Source organism: Sphaerisporangium sp. NPDC088356, from assembly GCF_040685555.1.
Taxonomy (GTDB): domain Bacteria; phylum Actinomycetota; class Actinomycetes; order Streptosporangiales; family Streptosporangiaceae; genus Sphaerisporangium.
Genome location: NZ_JBFBIK010000059.1, coordinates 14,297 through 31,340 on the forward strand (window position 1 = coordinate 14,297; position 17,044 = coordinate 31,340).

Consider the following 17,044-nt stretch of genomic DNA (forward strand, 5'->3'; position numbering starts at 1 on the left):
CCGCGTGCGCTGGGAACGGCACGCGGCGGCACCGGGCGGTAAAAGTCAAAGAGAGCGCTCTCTGAATTAGGTCGTTGGTTGTCCACCGTGGACGATCACTATTTCGATCATCCGTGACACGGCGGCACGACATGAATTCCCTCGGGGCGGCCCGTCTAGGAACCCGGGCCCAGCTCCCGGTAGGCCGGGCGGAGGATGTCCAGCAGAGGGATGTGGCGCACCTTGACCGGCGGCGGCTCAAGGGCGCGCAGCAGGAGCTCCGGGGGCGCGAGCGGGTTGCCGGACCGCGGCCGCAGGCGGCTGAGCGGCACCGGGGAGGAGTAGAAGTCGTCTACCCGCTCGCCCAGCGGCACGTCGTCCACGTGCAGCGGATCCGGGGACTCGTCCTCCTCGAACGGGATCCCCCGCAGAGCGTCCAGCAGCTCCTCCTTGCCCCGCCCGCGCCAGGCGAGCACCAGGAACGGATCCTGGTCGAACGCCTCGGCCAGCAGGTAGAGCACCGCCGACAGGTGCTTGCAGGGAGACCCCCAGTCGGGGCACGAGCACTCCATGTCCAGCTCGGCGGGGAAGAGCGGCAGCGCGAGCGCGTCGAAGACCTCGACGATCTCGGTGGGCATCTCCCCTGCCAGCAGCTTGGCCCGGTACAGCGCCTGCCCGGCCAGCGACTCCTGGATCCCCGCCCAGTCGGCCGGGCCGTACGCCGGAATCCGGACCGACAGCAGGTACGGCTCGGGGCGCGACCCCTGCACCCTGGCCTTCACCACGCCGGGCGACAGGTCGATCTCCAGCACCTGGCCCTTCCTCGCGTACGACCGGCCGCGGGTGAGGCGGCCGGAGTCGCAGACGCGTTCGAGGATGTCGATGAACCGGCGGGACCACCACTGCTCGCCGATGGACCCGCGCTTGCTGCGCGCCTGGATGCCGCCCTCCACCCGGATGGGCGCCGAGGCCTCGAACCAGCCGTCCTTCCCGACCGGCATGTCAGCTCACCGCCTCGGGGCCGAGGTGGAACAGCTCACGCAGCTGCTCGGTGGACAGGCCGGTGATCCAGTCCTCGCCGGTGCCGACGACGCTCTCGGCCAGGGCCTTCTTGCGCTCGATCATCTCGTCGATCCGCTCCTCCAGCGTTCCCACACAGATGAACTTCCTGACCTGGACGTTCCTGGTCTGGCCGATGCGGAACGCCCGGTCGGTGGCCTGGTTCTCCACGGCGGGGTTCCACCACCGGTCCACGTGGACCACGTGGTTGGCTGCGGTGAGGTTCAGCCCCGTACCGGCGGCCTTGAGGGACAGCAGGAAGATCATCGGCTCGTCGTCGTTCTGGAACCGGTCGACCAGCTCGTCGCGCTTCTTCTTCGGCAGCCCGCCGTGCAGCCAGAGCACGGGACGGTCGAGGTGGGCCGCGAGGTAGGGCTGCAGCAGCGACCCGAACTCGGCGTACTGCGTGAAGACCAGCGCCTTGTCCCCCTCCTCGATGATCTCCGCGGCCAGCTCCTCCAGCCGCGCGAGCTTCCCCGAGCGCCCCGCCAGCCGCGAGCCGTCCTTGAGCAGGTGGGCGGGATGGTTGCAGACCTGCTTGAGCCGGGTCATCGTCGCCAGCACGTTGCCGCGCCGCTCGATGCCCTCACTGTCGTCGATCTTGGCGAGCATGTCGTTCACGACGGCCCGGTACAGGCTGGCCTGCTCGGGTGTGAGCGTGCACCAGACCTTCATCTCCAGCTTCTCGGGCAGGTCGGAGATGATCGTCTTGTCGGTCTTCAGGCGGCGCAGGACGAACGGCCCCGTGGCCCGCTTGAGCGCCTTGGCCGCGTCCTCGTCGCCGCGCGCCTCGATCGGCTCCTGGTAGCGCTCCCGGAACCGCTTGGCCGGTCCGAGCAGGCCGGGGTTGCAGAATTCCATGATCGACCAGAGCTCCGCGAGGTGGTTCTCCACCGGGGTGCCGGTCAGCGCCAGCCGCGTGCGCGCCGGGATCGACCGTACGGCCTGGGCCTGCCGCGCGCCGCTGTTCTTGATCGCCTGCGCCTCGTCGCAGACCACCCGCCCCCAGGCGAACCCCGCGAGGACGCCGGCGTCCCTGAGCGCCGTGCCGTACGTCGTGAGGACGAGGTCGGCCTCCTGGACCACCGCGGCCAGCTCCTCGTCCCTCTTGCGCGTGCCCCCGTGGTGGACGTACACGCGCAGCGAGGGCGCGAACCGCGCCGCCTCCTTCTGCCAGTTGCTCACCAGCGACATGGGACAGACGAGCAACGTCGGTGCCACCGGCCCATCCCCCCGCTCCTCCAGCAACAGCGACAATGTCTGGGCCGTGTTGTGGCACAGCATGCCGCCCGCGACGAAATTATGATGATCGGCGACCTCGAAGTCGTAGACGTAGCCTTCGTACTCGACCTCCTCGACCGACGCGACGCGAGCATAGAAGACCTCCCGCTCGGCCCGACTGGCAAGCTCGTCCCGGACCACGGACAACTTCTCTCTGTCCAGCGCGGAGTACGAGGCTAGGATCGCCGATGTCCACCTCGACCGCGGCCGTGCTTGGTATTCGCGTTCCGCCTCTCCCGACAGCATCCGGTCCATCGCGCTGACCGCAGCACGAGCTGTCAGCCTGGAGAGCTCCTGCGTGCCGGCGAAGTAGACGGTTCCTACACCGAAGTGGCGCTGAGGGAGCCCGGTCAGGGCATACGCGGCAGAGAGCAGATCATGCCCGGGCACGCCTTCGACGTTGGAGTTCGCGGGTCTCTCACAGATCATCTTCAGCTTCGCCTGCTTACCGGGATCGGAGAAGCCGATGAGCTCGCTGAACGTCCGCAGGCCCGGGCCGCCCAGCATTCCTATCTGGTAGGGACGCTTGATTCCGGTGCCGTTCGTCGCGCACGCCATCTTCTCGAAAGAACGCAACCAGATTCCGAAGCGGCGCAACAGAACCGAAAGTTGACGCATGATCTCGCGCGAGGCGGAGGAGATCTCGACTGTGCGTGTCTGTGGAAGAACGCTTCCCTCAGCCGTGAAGTACTCACGGAGGAACGATCTGACCGTGTCGTCGTCCGCTGACATGATCAGGTCGGGGATCCGTTTGGTCGCCGAACGGCACCCCCACTCGTAACCGTGCTCCGCGAGGAAACTCGCGTAGTCGATGCTGCACACGCGCAACTCGTGCACGGACTTGCTGACCCGGACAGTCGGTTTGTTAACTTTCAGCCCCAACCGGGCGCCCATCGCGTGAATGCGGTCCCGAAGCGACTCGAGGACAGCGCGGTCCTTCTGCGTGATGCGGAGGACCGCCTTTCGCTCTTCGTACCCCTCGCTGATCTGCCAGGCCAGGAGCACCGTCAAGTCAGGGTCGACATGGTCGCCTTTCCACGGCAGACGCCCGGGCACGCAGACCCTGTCGCCGGGGACGACGTCCTTGACCCACCCGTGAACTCCGAGCAGACGATGCCGTTTGGTGATAACGATCTCGCTGCCGTCGTCAAGCCGGATTCGCCGTAGTTTCTCCCGTACCCATTGCCGGTACAGGTGCGTGATCTCGGCGGGGACAATGTGGCCGGAACCGTCGATAGAGCAGGTTGTGAGGGGCTTGATCGGCACTGCCCACTCACCCTCACCGTCGAAGGTCGTCTCACTCGAATACTGAGACCAGATCTCCTGTGCTTGCCGCAGCCCCCCCTCGATGAATACCGGGGTATCGGGCATAACGCACTTGCCCAGTCCCATGTCGTCCGCGAGGATCCCTCCGAGGCCGACCTTGGAGAGGAAGCTCAGCCACGACAGGCCGCGCTGCTGGTAGGGGCGCAGGCTGCCGTTGAAGGTGCCGGGGGTGGAGACGGCCTCCAGGCGGCGGTCGGCCTCTCCCGAGAGCAGGTCGCCGAGCATGCCGTCGGCGTCCACGCCGACCAGCGGCAGATCCTCCTCGCCGCCGTTCACGACCTCCTGGAGCACCTCGGCCACGGTCATCTCGCCCGCCCGGCGCCGTTCGATCGCCGACAGCGCCGCCTTGAGCTGGCGGTCGTCCAGCTCGACCCACTGGCCGCGCACGCGCACGAGCGGGACCTTTAGCCTGGCCAGCTCCTCCAGCTCCTCCTCGCTGATGGTGTGCTCGCCGACGGCCAGATCGACCTTGAAGTCCACCAGCTCGCCCAGGCCGAACCCCTGCCCCGCCGCCGCGCGGGCCGCCGTGCCCGTACGGGAGCGGGCGGTCAGCTTGAGGCCGAGCCCCTTGCGTCCCGCCCACGCGGGGAGCCGGACGCCGTACCCGGCGGCCTGGAGCAGCGGCGCGGCGCGGCGCAGGAACCCGAACGCCCACGCGGTGTCCACCACCATGCTGGACGGCGCCGCGGTGTGCAGGGCCGTGTACAGGTCGGGGCAGAGCCGTACGGCACGGCCGAGGCCGGCGAGCAGCGTCTCGTCCGGGCGTCTGGGCAGGCCGGGCACACGCTTGCCCTCCCAGATCAGGGAGGCCGGCACGTACAGGCTGGGGTCGTCGACCGACTGGAGGGCGAACTCCAGCTCCCAGGCGTCCTCGTCGCCTTCGGGCTCGCTGAGGCGGAAGCAGACCCGGATGGGCCCGTCGAGCTGGTGGGCCGACTCCATCCAGTCGCGGAGCGCCTTGCCCAGACGCCTGACCTGGCTTGGCTCTGCCTCGGGGAGCGCGGCCTCGTCGCCGGTGAGGGCAAGCAGCCATCGGTCGGCCAGGGGACTCTTGAGGCCGGCGCGGTTGCCGCGCAGCAGCCGTTCGGGCAGCGACAGGCGCGTCACGCGGTCGGAGAGCGCTCCGAGGGCGTCGTGCAGCACGCGCGCGGCAGGGCGCCCCTCCCCCGCCGCGCGGCAGGCGGGCGGCATCGCGGTGGCCAGCTCACGGAAGGCGGTGGCGTCCACGCCGGTGATCACGGGACGCCAGCGGGCGGCGTGGACGCCGTTCTCCATCACGAGCTGGGGCAGCACCCGGCCGCGCCCGACCAGCGCGCGGGCGTGCTCGGCGACCACCGCGAGGTAGCGGAGCGAGGTGCCCGGGCCCCACTCGGGCGCCCCGGGAGCGCCCGGGGGCGGGTCGGACAGCGTGCTCAGCAGACCGAGCGCCTCGGCGGGGGCGAAGAGCAGCGCGGGGACGCGCCAGGCGGAGATCTTCGGGGTGCGCGCCGTGCTCTGGAGGCCCGACTCGGGCGAGGGCAGCGGGCCCTTGGCGGAGCCGGGGAGCTGGATGGTCAGCTCGGTGGCCACGGCGGCGACGGCGGCTTCCCCGAGGGCCGCGGTGAGGGTGGGGGCCGGGGCGGCGAAGGGATGCGCGCGGTGCCCATTTCGGGAGGCGGGCTCCCCGGGCGGCGTGGTGTCCTCGGCCCACAGCGCCAGCCCGCCCTCCGTCCAGGCACCGTGAACTACGAGCACTCGACCACCCCCGCCTGCCGCCGCCGTCCGACCGCTGCGAGATCGGTCACCGCCGCGGCTTCGTTACGCGACGCCGGACTCTCGTTCCCGCCCTTGCACGGTACCGGTACCGGCGAGCCGCGGCGGCGTCCCGAGCCTGAGGGAACGTCCTTGGCGGACGGCCGGCGGGCCCGGAGCACCTGGACGGGCGGGCGTTCCAGGTCGTGCCGGGCGCCTCCCGGCTGCATGGACACCGTGCGGCTGCCGCCCGGCCTGACCACACATAGGGTATATGGGTGAGTTCCCAGCCCGATGAGTCCGATGTGGTGATCCTTGATGGCGGCCTGGCCACGCACCTGGAGGCGCTGGGCTGTGACCTGCGCGACGAGTTGTGGTCGGCGAAGCTGCTCATGGAGAACCCCGAGGCGATCCTCCAGGCCCACCGCGACTACTTCGCCGCCGGCGCCGACGTCGCGATCACGGCCAGCTACCAGGCCAGCTTCGCCGCGTTCGTGAGGCGGGGCCGCGTGGAGCACGAGGCGCAGGCGCTCATGCAGCTGTCGGTCGAGCTGGCCAAGGAGGCCAGGGACGAGGCGGGCGGGGGCATGATCGCGGCCAGCATCGGGCCGTACGGGGCGTACCTCGCCAACGGCGCGGAGTACACGGGCGACTACGACCTGGACGAGGAGGGCCTCTACGAGTGGCACCGTCCCCGCTGGGACGTCCTCGCGGACAGCGGCGCCGACCTGCTGGCCTGCGAGACCATCCCCTCCTTCACGGAGGCGCGGGCGATCGCGCGCCTGCTGGAGGAGACCCCGGCGGTCAACGCCTGGGTGAGCTTCTCGTGCCGGGACGGCGAGCGCGTCAACGACGGGACTCCGCTGGAGGAGTGCGCCGCCCTTTTCGCCGGCAACCCGCAGGTGGTGGCCGTGGGGATCAACTGCACGGCGCCGAGCCACGTCAAGAGCCTCATGAGCCGCATCACCGGCTCGCCCATCGCGGTCTACCCGAACTCCGGTGAGACCTGGGACCCGGATGCCCACCGCTGGCTGGGGCTCGCCGACCCGGTGGAGTTCGGCGCCGCCGCCACGGAGTGGCGGGACGCCGGAGCCTCGTTCATCGGCGGCTGCTGCCGCACCACCCCCGAGCACATCCGCCAGATCCGGGCGCACCTCGGCTGATCCACATTCGCTCCGGGCGGGGCGAAGAGACCGGGACGGGATAGTGGCCCGCGAGTAACACTGTGGTCATCCGCGAGCACCACACCGGCAACATTTTCACGGTTCACTCCTGACAGACACCGATGCACGGCTGTCAACAGGAGGCGCGATGACGTCCCTGCCTCATCCGCCTGACCAGCAGGCAGGAAGGCAAGGGGGTCTCCCCGATGCCGAGGTGACGCTGGACGCCGCCGCCATGAGCACCCGGGAGATCAACCGATCGCTTCAGGCCCTGCCGTACGGCAGGGCCGTCGTGGTCAACCCCGCCGGGCGCCACAACCTGGCGGTGGGGCTGGACGCGCCTGTGCGGGTCGAGATCGACGGTCCGGCGGGCTTCTACCCCGGCGGCCTCGGCAAGAAGGCCCGTATCACGGTGAACGGACCGGCCGGGTGCGGTGTGGCCGAGAACCTCATGTCCGGCAACGTCCACGTGCGCGGGTCGGCGGGCCAGAGCGTCGCGGCCTCCGCCCGGGGCGGGGTCGTGGTGGTGGACGGCGGCTGCTCCTCGCGCGCGGGCATCTCGCTCAAGGGCGCGACGCTGGCGATCGGCGGCGACGCCGGCGCCTACTGCGGGGTCCTCGCCCAGTCCGGCGTCATCCTCATCGGGGGCGACGCCGGGCCCTGCCTCGGGGACTCGCTGTACGAGGCGGTGGTCTACGTCGGCGGGAAGATCACCGGTCTCGGCACCGACGCCGCGATAGAGGAGATCACCGAGCACGACGTGACGTTCGTGAAGGTCCTCGCGGAAGGGTGCGGGTTCGACCACGTCTCCCCCGCCGACATCACCAAGGTCGTCTCCACCCGGCGGCTCTACCACCTCCACAGCCACGACCACGGGACGTACTGATGAGCCACACCTTCTCTCCGCGGGTCATCGCGGAGATCCAGGAGCGGGCGCGGCTCGGGGGATGCGAGGTCCGGGGCGGGGGCGCCAGGCGTGCCGTCCCGGGCTTCGACGACCTGCTGATCCTGCCGGCGGGCCTGTCTCCCGCCCCCCTGGAGGGCTACCGCGAGCGGTGCGAGACCCGCACGGTCCTCGGCACGCGGTACGCCGAGGAGCCCGTCGTGCTGGACATCCCGGTCACGATCGCCGGCATGTCGTTCGGCGCGCTGTCCGCCGGGGCCAAGGAGGCGCTCGGCCGGGCGGCGACCCTGGCCGGCACCTCGGCGACGACCGGTGACGGCGGCATGGCCCCGCAGGAGCGCGACGCCGCGAAGACGCTCGTGTACCAGTGCCTGCCCTCGCGCTACGGCTTCGATCCCGACCACCTGCGCTCGGCCGACGCCGTCGAGATCGTGCTCGGCCAGGGCGCCACGCCGGGCGGCGGCAGCATGCTGCTCGGGCAGAAGATCACCACCCCGGTGGCGTTCATGCGCGACCTGCCCGAGGGCATGGACCAGCGCTCCGCGAGCCGACACCCCGACTGGACCGGGCCTGACGGGCTACGCATCAAGATCGAGGAGCTGCGGGAGGTCACCTCCTGGCGGATCCCGGTGTACGTGAAGATCGGCGCGGCCCGGGTCGCCTCGGACGTCCAGCACGCGGTCGAGGCGGGCGCGGACGTGATCGTGGTCGACGGCATGCAGGGTGGCACCGGCGCCGCGCAGGACGTCTTCATCGAGCACACCGGCATCCCGACGCTCGCGGCCACCAGGCTGGCCGCCGACACGCTGCGCAGGCTGTCCGCCGAGGGCGAGGTCCAGCTGGTCGTCTCCGGGGGCATCCGCAGCGGCGCGGACGTGGCCAAGGCGCTCGCCCTCGGCGCCGACGCCGTGTCCGTCGGGGTCGCCGCGCTGGTCGCGCTCGGCTGCAACTCCTCCTCCGACGACACCGGCGCCGACGTCAGCCTCGGGTACCGCGCGCTCGGCACCGTGCCCGGCTCCTGCACGGCCTGCCACACCGGCGGCTGCCCGGTCGGCATCGCCACGCAGGACGACATGCTGGCCGACCGCCTCGACCCGGACTTCGGGGCCGAGCGGGTGGCCAACTACCTGCGCGCCCTGGCCGTGGAGACGGCGATGCTCGCCCGGGCCTGCGGCAAGTCCTCGGTCCACCAGCTCGACACGGGCGACCTGGTCGCGCTCACGGTGGAGGCGGCGGCGATGGCCCGCGTCCCCCTCGCGGGCACCTCCTGGATCCCCGGCGTCACCGTGTAGGGCGGCTCAGCCGGTGGAGTGGGCCAGGTCGTCGGCGACCGGACCGCCGGCCGTCCGCGCGGGCCGGCCGCGCCCGGGGATGAAGTTGGTGATCAGCGCGCCCACGATGGCCACCCCTCCCGCGATGATGATCGCCACCTGGAGCCCCCGCAGCGAGGGCATGACGATCGCGCCGAGAGAGACCGTCATGTGCGCCAGCACAACGCTGATCACGGCGCTGGAGGCCGAGGTGCCGATGGAGCGCATGAGCGCGTTGAGCCCGTTGGCCGCGGCGGTCTCCGACGGCGGCACCGAAGACATGATCAACGCGGGCATGGCGGCGTACGCGAGGCCCACCCCCGCCGCGATGACCGAGGAGCCGATGACCACCTGCCAGGCCGAGTGCATCAGGCCCAGGGTGGCGGCGTAACCGGCCGCGATCACCACTGTGCCGAGCAGCAGCGCGATCTTGGGGCCCCACCGCCGCGAGACGCGGGCGGACAACGGCGAGAGCAGCATCATCACCAGGCCGCCGGGCGCGAGGCACAGTCCCGCCTCCACCAGCGACAGGCCGAGCCCGTACCCGGTCGCCCGGGGAGCCTGAAGGAGCGTGGGCAGCACGAGCGACATCCCGAACATCGCGAAGCCGACGACCACCGAGGCGAGGTTGGTCAGCAGGACCTGGCGGCGGGCGGTGGTCCGCAGGTCGACGAGCGGGTCACGGACCCGCAGCTCCATGACGCCCCAGAGGAGCAGGATGACCACGGCGGCGGCGAACAGGCCGAGGGTCAGCCCGCTTCCCCAGCCCCAGTCACCGCCCTTGGTGATCGCGAGCAGCAGGCAGATCAGGCCCGCTGTGAGCCCTATGGCCCCCGGGACGTCGAACCGCCCGGACGCGCGCAGCGGCGACTCCGGGACGACGAACGCGACCAGCAGCAGGTCGAGCGCCCCGATCAGGGCCGCCATCCAGAAGAGCGCGTGCCAGTTGGCGTGCTGGGCGATGAACGCGGCGAGCGGCAGCCCGATCGCCCCGCCGACGCCGAGGGTGGCGCTCATCAGCGCCATCGCCGAGCCGAGCCTTTCGGGCGGCAGCTCGTCCCGCATGATGCTGATCCCGAGGGGGATCACGCCGATCGCGCATCCCTGCAGCACTCGCCCGATGACCACCGGGACGAGGCCGGCGGACAGGGCGCAGACCACCGATCCGAGCACCATGAGCCCAAGGCTGGCCAGCAGCACGCGCCGCTTGCCGTACAGGTCCCCGAGCCTCCCGCTGACGGGGTTGCAGACGGCGGCGGCCAGCAGCGTGGACGTGATCACCCAGGACGCGTCCGACGCGGAGGTGTCGAGGATCCGCGGCAGATCGGGGATGAGCGGCACCACGATGGTCTGCATCAGTGAGACGACGATGCCGCACAGCGCGAGCACCGCGACCACCGGTCCGGGCCCCTTCGCGGTGCCGGGAACCCCGCCGGCCGAGGACGATTCGGTCACTTGGCGGGCCTCCGAAACTCGATCACCGTGACCAAAGAACGATACCTAGCCGCCTAGTTCACGAAATGAACCGGGGCTTCCCCGGCCCGATGGCGTTCTCGCGGGCGGGACGCGGTCGCGTGCCATCAGGGCGTACACGTTCGGCGTGAGACCGGCCAGGGCCACCCCGAGGGCGGCGGCGAGCAGCGGCAGCCGCACCCGAAGTGCGATCCGCCCGGATGGTTCCGGGGGGTGGAGGGGTCAGCGGAGGAAGGCGGCGGGGACGCCGGCGTCGACCGGGATGTGGAGTCCCGTGGTGAGAGACAGGTCTCCCCCGGTGAGGGCGAAGACGGCGGCGGCGATGTGCTCGGGCAGAACCTCGCGCTTGAGCAGGGTGCGCTGGGCGTAGAACTCGCCCAGTCGCTCCTCGGGAACCCCGTACACCGCGGCGCGGTCGGCCCCCCAGCCGGAGGCGAAGATGCCAGAGCCCCGGACCACGCCGTCGGGGTTCACCCCGTTGACGCGGATGCCGTGCGCGCCGAGCTCGGCCGCGAGCAGGCGCACCTGGTGGGCCTGGTCGGCCTTGGCCGCGCCGTACGCCACGTTGTTCGGGCCCGCGAAGACGGAGTTCTTGGAGGAGATGTAGATCAGATCGCCTCCCATAGCCTGATTTATCATGATCTGGGCGGTTTCGCGGGAGACGAGGAACGACCCCCTGGCCATGACGTCGTGCTGCAGGTCCCAGTCGGCGGCGGTCGTCTCCAGCAGCGAGCGCGACAGCGACAGCCCGGCGTTGTTGACCACCAGGTCGACCCCGCCGAACGCGAGGACGGCCCGGCGCACGGCCGCGCCGATCTGCTCCTCGGAGGTCACGTCCACCTCGACGGCGATCGCCACGTCGCTCGAACCCAGCTCGGCGGCGACCTTCTCCGCAGCCCCGAGGTCGCGGTCGGCCACCACGACGCACGCGCCCTCGGCGGCCAGCCTGCGGGCGGTGGCCGCCCCGATGCCCGAGCCTCCCCCGGTCACCAGCGCGACGCGGGTGGCCAGCGGCCTGGGCTTGGGCATGCGCCTGAGCTTGGCCTCCTCCAGCTCCCAGTACTCGATGCGGAACTTCTCGGACTCCTCGATGGGCCGGTAGCTCGACAGCGCCTCGGCGCCGCGCATGACGTTGATCGCGTTGACGTAGAACTCGCCCGCCACGCGCGCGGTCTGCTTGTCCTTGCCGAAGCTGAACATGCCGACACCGGGCACGAGCACGATCGCCGGGTCCGCGCCGCGCATCGCGGGCGAACCGGGCACGGCGTGCCGTTCGTAGTAGGCGCGGTAGTCGTCGCGGTAGGCGGCGTGCAGCTCGCGCAGCCGGGTGACGACCTCGTCGAGCGGCGTGTCCGGCGGCAGGTCGACGACCAGCGGCGCGACCTTCGTGCGCAGGAAGTGGTCGGGGCAGGACGTGCCGAGGGCGGCCAGACGCGGGTGCTCGGCGCGGGACAGGAAGTCGAGCACCTCGGGGGTCGCGGTGAAGTGGCCGACCTGGCGGGCGTCGGTGGAGCACAGCCCCCTGATCACCGGGAACAGCGCCGCCGCCCGCCCGGCCCGCTCACCCTCGGGGAGCGGCTGGTGGATCACCGGGCCGAACGGCTCGGGCCGCCCGTGCTCGGCGATGTGGCGCTCGGCCGTACGGATGATCTCCAGGGAGCGGGCCGCGCACTCCTCGCTCGTGTCGCCCCAGGCGGTGATGCCGTGGCCGCCGAGGACGACGCCGATGGCGCCGGGATTGGCGTCCTTGAGCGCGGCGATGTCCAGGCCGAGCTGGAACCCCGGACGCCGCCAGGGCACCCACAGCACCCTGCCGCCGAAGATCTCGCGGGTGAGCGCCTCTCCGCCGGCCGCCGTCGCGACCGCGATGCCGGCGTCCGGGTGGAGGTGGTCGACGTGGGCGGCGTCGACGAGCGCGTGCATAGCGGTGTCGATGCTCGGCGCCGCGCCTCCCTTGCCGAAGGCGCAGTAGTCGAACGCCGCGACCATCTCGTCCTCGCGCTCGACCCCCGGATAGACCCGGGTCAGGGAGCGCAGCGGATCGAGCCTGAGCACGGCGAGGCCCGCCTCGGTCAGCGTGCCGAGGTCGCCGCCGGAGCCCTTCACCCACATCAGCTCGACGCCCTCCCCGGTGACGGGATCGGTCGCGGTGCCCTTGGCGGAGGCGTTGCCCCCGGCGTAGTTGGTGTTGCGCGGGTCGGCGCCGAGGGCGTGCGCCCGGCGCAGGAGCTCGTCGATGGGTCCGGTGGTCATGGTCAGGCCCCCCATCCGGCCTGGGCGCCGCCCACCCGGTCGGTGACGATCTTCTCGGCGTACCCGGAGCGCCGGTAGGCGGCCATCGGGTCGGCGTCGAGGCCGGACTCCTCGCGCAGCTCGGCGAGCAGCGGCCGCACGTCGGTGTCGTAGGCGTCCATGAACACGGCGTTGGCACCGAGCACGTCGCCCTCGGCCTGGGCCTTCGCCAGCGCGTCGCCGTCGACCAGCAGCGCCTTGGCGGTGGCCTCCTGGACGTTCATCACCGAGCGGATCTGGCCGGGGATCTTGGCCTCGATGTTGTGGCACTGGTCGAGCATGAACGCGATGTGCTCGGCGTAGCCGCCGCCCCTGATGACCTCGTACATGATGCGGAAGAGCTGGAACGGGTCGGCCGCGCCCACCATCAGGTCGTCGTCGGCGTAGAAGCGGGAGTTGAAGTCGAACCCGCCGAGCTTCCCTTCGCGCAGCAAGAACGCCACGATGAACTCGATGTTCGTGCCCGGGGCGTGGTGGCCGGTGTCCACGACGACCTGCGCCTTCGGCCCGAGCTTGAGGCAGTGGGCGTACGCGGTGCCCCAGTCGGGCACGTCGGTCACGTAGAAGGCGGGCTCGAACAGCTTGTACTCCAGCAGGAACCGCTGGTCCTCGCCCAGCCGGTCGTACACCGCCGCCAGCGCCTCGGCCAGCCGGTCCTGGCGGGAGCGGACGTCGTCCTGCCCGGGGTAGTTGGTGCCGTCGGAGAACCACAGCTTGAGGGTGCGGGACCCGGTGAGGTCCATGATGTCGACGCACTCCAGCAGGTGGTCGAGCGCCTTGCGCCGCACGCCGGGATCGGGGTTGGTGACGCTGCCCAGCATGTAGTCGTCGTCCTGGAAGACGTTGGAGTTGATCGCGCCGATGCCGACGCCCAGCTCGCGGGCGTGCCGCGCCAGGTCGGCGTAGTCGTCCACCTTGTCCCACGGGATGTGCAGGGCGACGGTCGGGGCGACGCCGGTGAACCGGTGCACCTGGGCCGCGTCGGCCAGCTTCTCGTACGGATCTCGCGGCACGCCCTTCTGGGCGAACACCTTGAACCGGGTGCCCGAGTTGCCGTACGCCCAGGAGGGCGTCTCTATGCGCTGTGTTCGCAGCGCCGCCTTGATGTCCGTTGCCATGTGAGTCCCCGATCAGTCGAGATGGAAAACTTCGTCGAGCGTGAACATGCCTTCGTCGGGACGGCACACACGCTTCATGATCAATTGCTCCTCACGTACGGCTCGCGCGGGCCTCTGCCCTGGTCAGCGGGGCGGGCGTGCCCGCGCGAGCCGCACACGGTCTTCAGAACGCGGGGTCTAGAAGTCGAACTGGCCGATGTTGGCGGAGTCGAACGTGAACGGCGGGCCGAGGATGACCTCGCCGTCCTTGCCGATCGTCTTCTCGCCGAGCTTGCCGGCCTTGAAGGTCTCGCCCTCGGCCCCGGTGATCTGCCCGGAGGAGAGCGCCGCCGCGGCGTAGGCGGCCAGGTAGCCGAGGTCCTTGGGGTTCCACAGGGCGAACTTCTGGACGGTGCCGTCCTTGACGAACTTGCGCATCTGGTTCGGCGTGCCGAGGCCGGTCAGCACGACCTTGCCCTTGTACTTGGAGCCGGAGATGTAGCGGGCGCCCGCCGAGATGCCGACCGTGGTCGGGGAGATGATGCCCTTGAGGTTGGGATACGCCTGCAGAAGACCCTGGGTCTGCTGGAACGACTTCTGGTCCTCGTCGTCACCGTAGGCGACCTTGACGAGCTTCATGTCCTTGTACTCGGGCTTGGTCAGCTCGTCCTTCATGAAGCCGATCCAGGTGTTCTGGTTCGTGGCGTTCGCGGTGGCCGACAGGATGGCGATGTCGCCCCTGTGGCCGATCATGTCGGCGAGCAGCTTGACCTGGCTGCGGCCGACCTCCTCGGAGCTGGCCTGGTTGATGAAGATGTCGCGGCACTCCTTGGCGGCGTCGGAGTCGTAGGCCACGATCTTGATGCCCTTGGCCATGGCCTGCTTGAGCGGGCCGCAGACCGCGTTGGCGTCGTTGGCGGCGATGAGGATGGCGTCCTGGCCCTGCTGCGTGAGCGTGTTGATGTAGGAGATCTGGGACGACGCCGACGCGTCGGAGGGGCCGACCTCCTTGGCCGTGCCGGAGAACTCCTTCGCGGCCTCGATGCCCGCGTTGTCGACGATCGTCTCGTACGGGTTGTTGATCGCCTTGGGGAGAAAGGCGAGCTTCAGCCCCTGCTTGACGGGCGCGTTCGGGTCGGCCTTGGCCGACGACGACGCCGCGGGCTCGGCCGGGGGCGCGGACGAGGTGGTGGAGTCCTTCGTGGTGCCGCCGCAGGCCGCCGGCCCGAGCGCAAGGACGCTCGTGGCGAGGACCGCGGAAGCGAACCGCCGTGAAGAGTGCGTCATCATCGATCTCTTTCTTCCGTGGAGGAGCGGGGGGTGTGCGAAGACGGGGAGCGGCGTCGTTGTCGCAGGACCGCCGCGAGGCGCGGGGTGAGGACCGAGACGATGAGGAGCAGGCCGGTGACGATCGACTGGATCTCGGTCGCCACGTCGTTGAGCATGAGCAGGTTGCGCAGCAGGCCTATGAGCAGCACGCCGGCGACGACCCCGCCGAGCGTGCCCTTGCCGCCGTCGAAGTCGACGCCGCCCAGCAGCACGGCCGCGATGACGGCCAGCTCGACGCCGAAGCCGTTGTCGGCCCTGGCGCTGCCGTATCTGAGCGTGTACACCACACCGGCGAAGGCGGCCATCGTGCCGGAGACCACGAAGAGCACCAGTTTGATGCGCTTGACCCGGATGCCGGCGAAGAAGGCCGCCTCCTCCTGCGAGCCGATCGCGAACAGCGCCCGCCCGATGCCGGTGGCGTGCAGGACGACGCCCGTGACGATCGCGAGGAGGACGAACAGGGCGACAGGCCACGGGATGGGCGTGCCGGGCACGTCTCCGGTCACCAGGTCGGTGTACCTCTGGGGGAACTCCGCCACCGCCTTGTCGCCGAGCACGACGTACGCGAGGCCGCGGTAGAGCGCGAGCGTGCCGATCGTGACCGCGAGCGAGGGCAGGCCGAGCCGGGTGACCAGCAGGCCGTTCACCAGCCCGCACACCGCGCCCACGAGCACGACCACCGGGATGATGGTCTCGATCGCCCAGCCGCCGTCCCACAGGGCGCCGAGCAGGGCGCTGGAGAGCCCGAGGACCGAGGCCACGGAGAGGTCGACCTCGGCGGCCACGACGAGAAGCGTCATCGCCAGCGCGATGAGCGCTATCTCGCCGAGGTCTCCCAGGGCGAACGACAGGTTGCCGGTGCTGGCGAAGTCGGGCGACCCCGCCGCGCCGACGAGGAACACGGCGATCAGCAGTGCGGTGACCAGCACGTCCCAGCGGGCGAACCGGCCGATCGCGGACCGGGCGGCCGGAGCCTGGGGCGCCTTGCCGGTGCCGGTGGTCGTCATCAGGTCAGGCGCCATGGCGGACGCTCCTCCTGCGCAGCAGCCGCGTGACCCGCACCGCGAGCACCCGGTCGACGGTGATGGCCAGCAGCAGCAGCGCGCCGGTGAGCGCCTGCTGCCAGAACGAGTTCACCTTCAGCACGACCAGGGCGCTGCCGATGGTGGTCAGCAGCAGGGCGCCCAGCACCGCGCCGTACACCGTGCCGACGCCGCCGACGATGGCCACCCCGCCCACCACGACGGCGCTGACCACGAGCAGCTCCCATCCGCGCGCCGAGTCGGCGACGACCGTGCCGAACCTCGCGAGCCACAGCACCCCGGCGAGCCCGGCGAGCGCGCCGCTGAACAGGTAGGCGGCGAGGACGCGGCGCCGTACGGGCACGCCGGCGAGGCGGGCGGCCTCGGGGCTCGACCCGATGGCGTAGAAGTCGCGCCCGGAGGGATAGGAGCGCAGGTAGTAGCCGACGGCCAGCATGACGGCGACCGTGATGATCGGGAGGTAAGGCACGCCGAGCACGCCCTCGTTGCCGAGGTTCAGCAGGGCCTGCGGGAGGTCGACGGCGTTGATCTGCTGGCCGTGGGCGATGTAGTGGTCGAGGCCCTGGATGACGTACAGCGTGCCGAGGGTGACCACCAGGGCGGGCACGCGGCAGAAGCTCACGAGCAGGCCGTTGAGCAGCCCGCACGCCGCGCCGATCGCGACGCCGAAGACGAGCGCCACCACGACGCCCCGCCCGCCGGGGTCGGCGGCGAGGAACTTGCCGACGGAGAAGGCGACCAGCCCGACGACGGAGCCGACGGACAGGTCGATGTTCCTGGTGATGACGACCAGCGACTGGCCGACGGCGAGCAGCGCCAAGATCGAGGTGTTGAGGAAGATGTCCTTCACACCCTGGCCGGAAAGGAAGTTCGGGTTGACGGCGGCGGTGACGAGGACCAGGACGGCGATGGCGGCCACCAGGCTGAGCTCGCGGGCACGGAAGACCAGCTCGACCAGGCCCCTGGCGCCGCGCTCCCCGGCCGGCCTGTCGCCGGCGGTGACGGCGGTCACGCGACGCCCCCCGCGCCTCCGCGGCGGCCCGCGAGCCGCGGGGCG

11 protein-coding genes and 1 pseudogene are annotated in these 17,044 nt (G+C 70.9%); 3 read left to right on the top strand and 9 right to left on the bottom strand.

The window, feature by feature from the left end:
* Window positions 1–155 precede the first annotated feature (155 nt).
* The 3 genes and pseudogenes from AB0O34_RS21715 to AB0O34_RS21725 form a co-directional block, all read right to left on the bottom strand.
* Complete coding sequence (locus AB0O34_RS21715; protein WP_363917950.1) at window positions 156–980, bottom strand: SWIM zinc finger family protein; 825 nt, start codon at window positions 978–980, stop codon at window positions 156–158.
* Window position 981: 1 nt separating this feature from the next.
* A complete protein-coding gene (locus AB0O34_RS21720) occupies window positions 982–3,951 on the bottom strand; it encodes an SNF2-related protein (protein ID WP_363917986.1) in 2,970 nt (989 codons plus the stop codon).
* Window positions 3,940–4,920, bottom strand: a pseudogene (locus tag AB0O34_RS21725) (SNF2 helicase-associated domain-containing protein); the annotation flags it as partial. The gene AB0O34_RS21720 and the pseudogene AB0O34_RS21725, both read right to left, overlap by 12 nt.
* Before the next feature lie 761 nt (window positions 4,921–5,681).
* Here AB0O34_RS21725 and mmuM point away from each other — a divergent pair.
* The 3 genes from mmuM to AB0O34_RS21740 all read left to right on the top strand — a co-directional run bounded on the left by mmuM (window position 5,682) and on the right by AB0O34_RS21740 (window position 8,735).
* Window positions 5,682–6,539 carry a homocysteine S-methyltransferase gene (gene mmuM, locus AB0O34_RS21730; protein WP_363917952.1) on the top strand — a complete coding sequence of 286 codons (858 nt, stop codon included), beginning with the start codon at window positions 5,682–5,684 and terminating at the stop codon, window positions 6,537–6,539.
* Window positions 6,540–6,687: 148 nt separating this feature from the next.
* Window positions 6,688–7,425 (top strand): hypothetical protein, encoded by a 738-nt coding sequence (locus AB0O34_RS21735; protein ID WP_363917954.1) that lies wholly within the window; start codon window positions 6,688–6,690, stop codon window positions 7,423–7,425.
* Window positions 7,425–8,735: an FMN-binding glutamate synthase family protein gene (locus AB0O34_RS21740; RefSeq protein WP_363917956.1), complete on the top strand. Its 1,311-nt coding sequence runs from the start codon at window positions 7,425–7,427 to the stop codon at window positions 8,733–8,735. The genes AB0O34_RS21735 and AB0O34_RS21740 overlap by 1 nt, the downstream gene beginning before the upstream one ends.
* 6 nt (window positions 8,736–8,741) lie before the next feature.
* On the opposite strand, the gene AB0O34_RS21745 is transcribed toward AB0O34_RS21740, so the two are convergent.
* The 6 genes from AB0O34_RS21745 to AB0O34_RS21770 all read right to left on the bottom strand — a co-directional run bounded on the left by AB0O34_RS21745 (window position 8,742) and on the right by AB0O34_RS21770 (window position 16,999).
* The gene (locus tag AB0O34_RS21745) at window positions 8,742–10,208 is read right to left on the bottom strand and encodes an MFS transporter (RefSeq protein ID WP_363917958.1); all 1,467 of its coding nucleotides are present in this window, start codon (window positions 10,206–10,208) and stop codon (window positions 8,742–8,744) included.
* Between the two features lie 240 nt (window positions 10,209–10,448).
* The gene (locus AB0O34_RS21750; protein ID WP_363917960.1) at window positions 10,449–12,479 is read right to left on the bottom strand and encodes a bifunctional aldolase/short-chain dehydrogenase; all 2,031 of its coding nucleotides are present in this window, start codon (window positions 12,477–12,479) and stop codon (window positions 10,449–10,451) included.
* A 2-nt stretch (window positions 12,480–12,481) separates the two neighbouring features.
* A complete protein-coding gene (gene rhaI / locus AB0O34_RS21755) occupies window positions 12,482–13,636 on the bottom strand; it encodes an L-rhamnose isomerase (RefSeq protein WP_363917962.1) in 1,155 nt (384 codons plus the stop codon).
* Window positions 13,637–13,813: 177 nt separating this feature from the next.
* Window positions 13,814–14,905, bottom strand: a complete 1,092-nt coding sequence (gene rhaS / locus AB0O34_RS21760; RefSeq protein ID WP_363917964.1) for a rhamnose ABC transporter substrate-binding protein — start codon at window positions 14,903–14,905, stop codon at window positions 13,814–13,816.
* Window positions 14,902–15,966, bottom strand: coding sequence for an ABC transporter permease (locus AB0O34_RS21765; RefSeq protein ID WP_363917966.1), 1,065 nt, complete (start codon window positions 15,964–15,966; stop codon window positions 14,902–14,904). The genes rhaS and AB0O34_RS21765 overlap by 4 nt, the downstream gene beginning before the upstream one ends.
* Window positions 15,956–16,999 (bottom strand): ABC transporter permease, encoded by a 1,044-nt coding sequence (locus AB0O34_RS21770; RefSeq protein WP_363917968.1) that lies wholly within the window; start codon window positions 16,997–16,999, stop codon window positions 15,956–15,958. Before AB0O34_RS21770 ends, AB0O34_RS21765 begins: the two co-directional genes overlap by 11 nt.
* Between the last annotated feature and the right edge of the window lie 45 nt (window positions 17,000–17,044).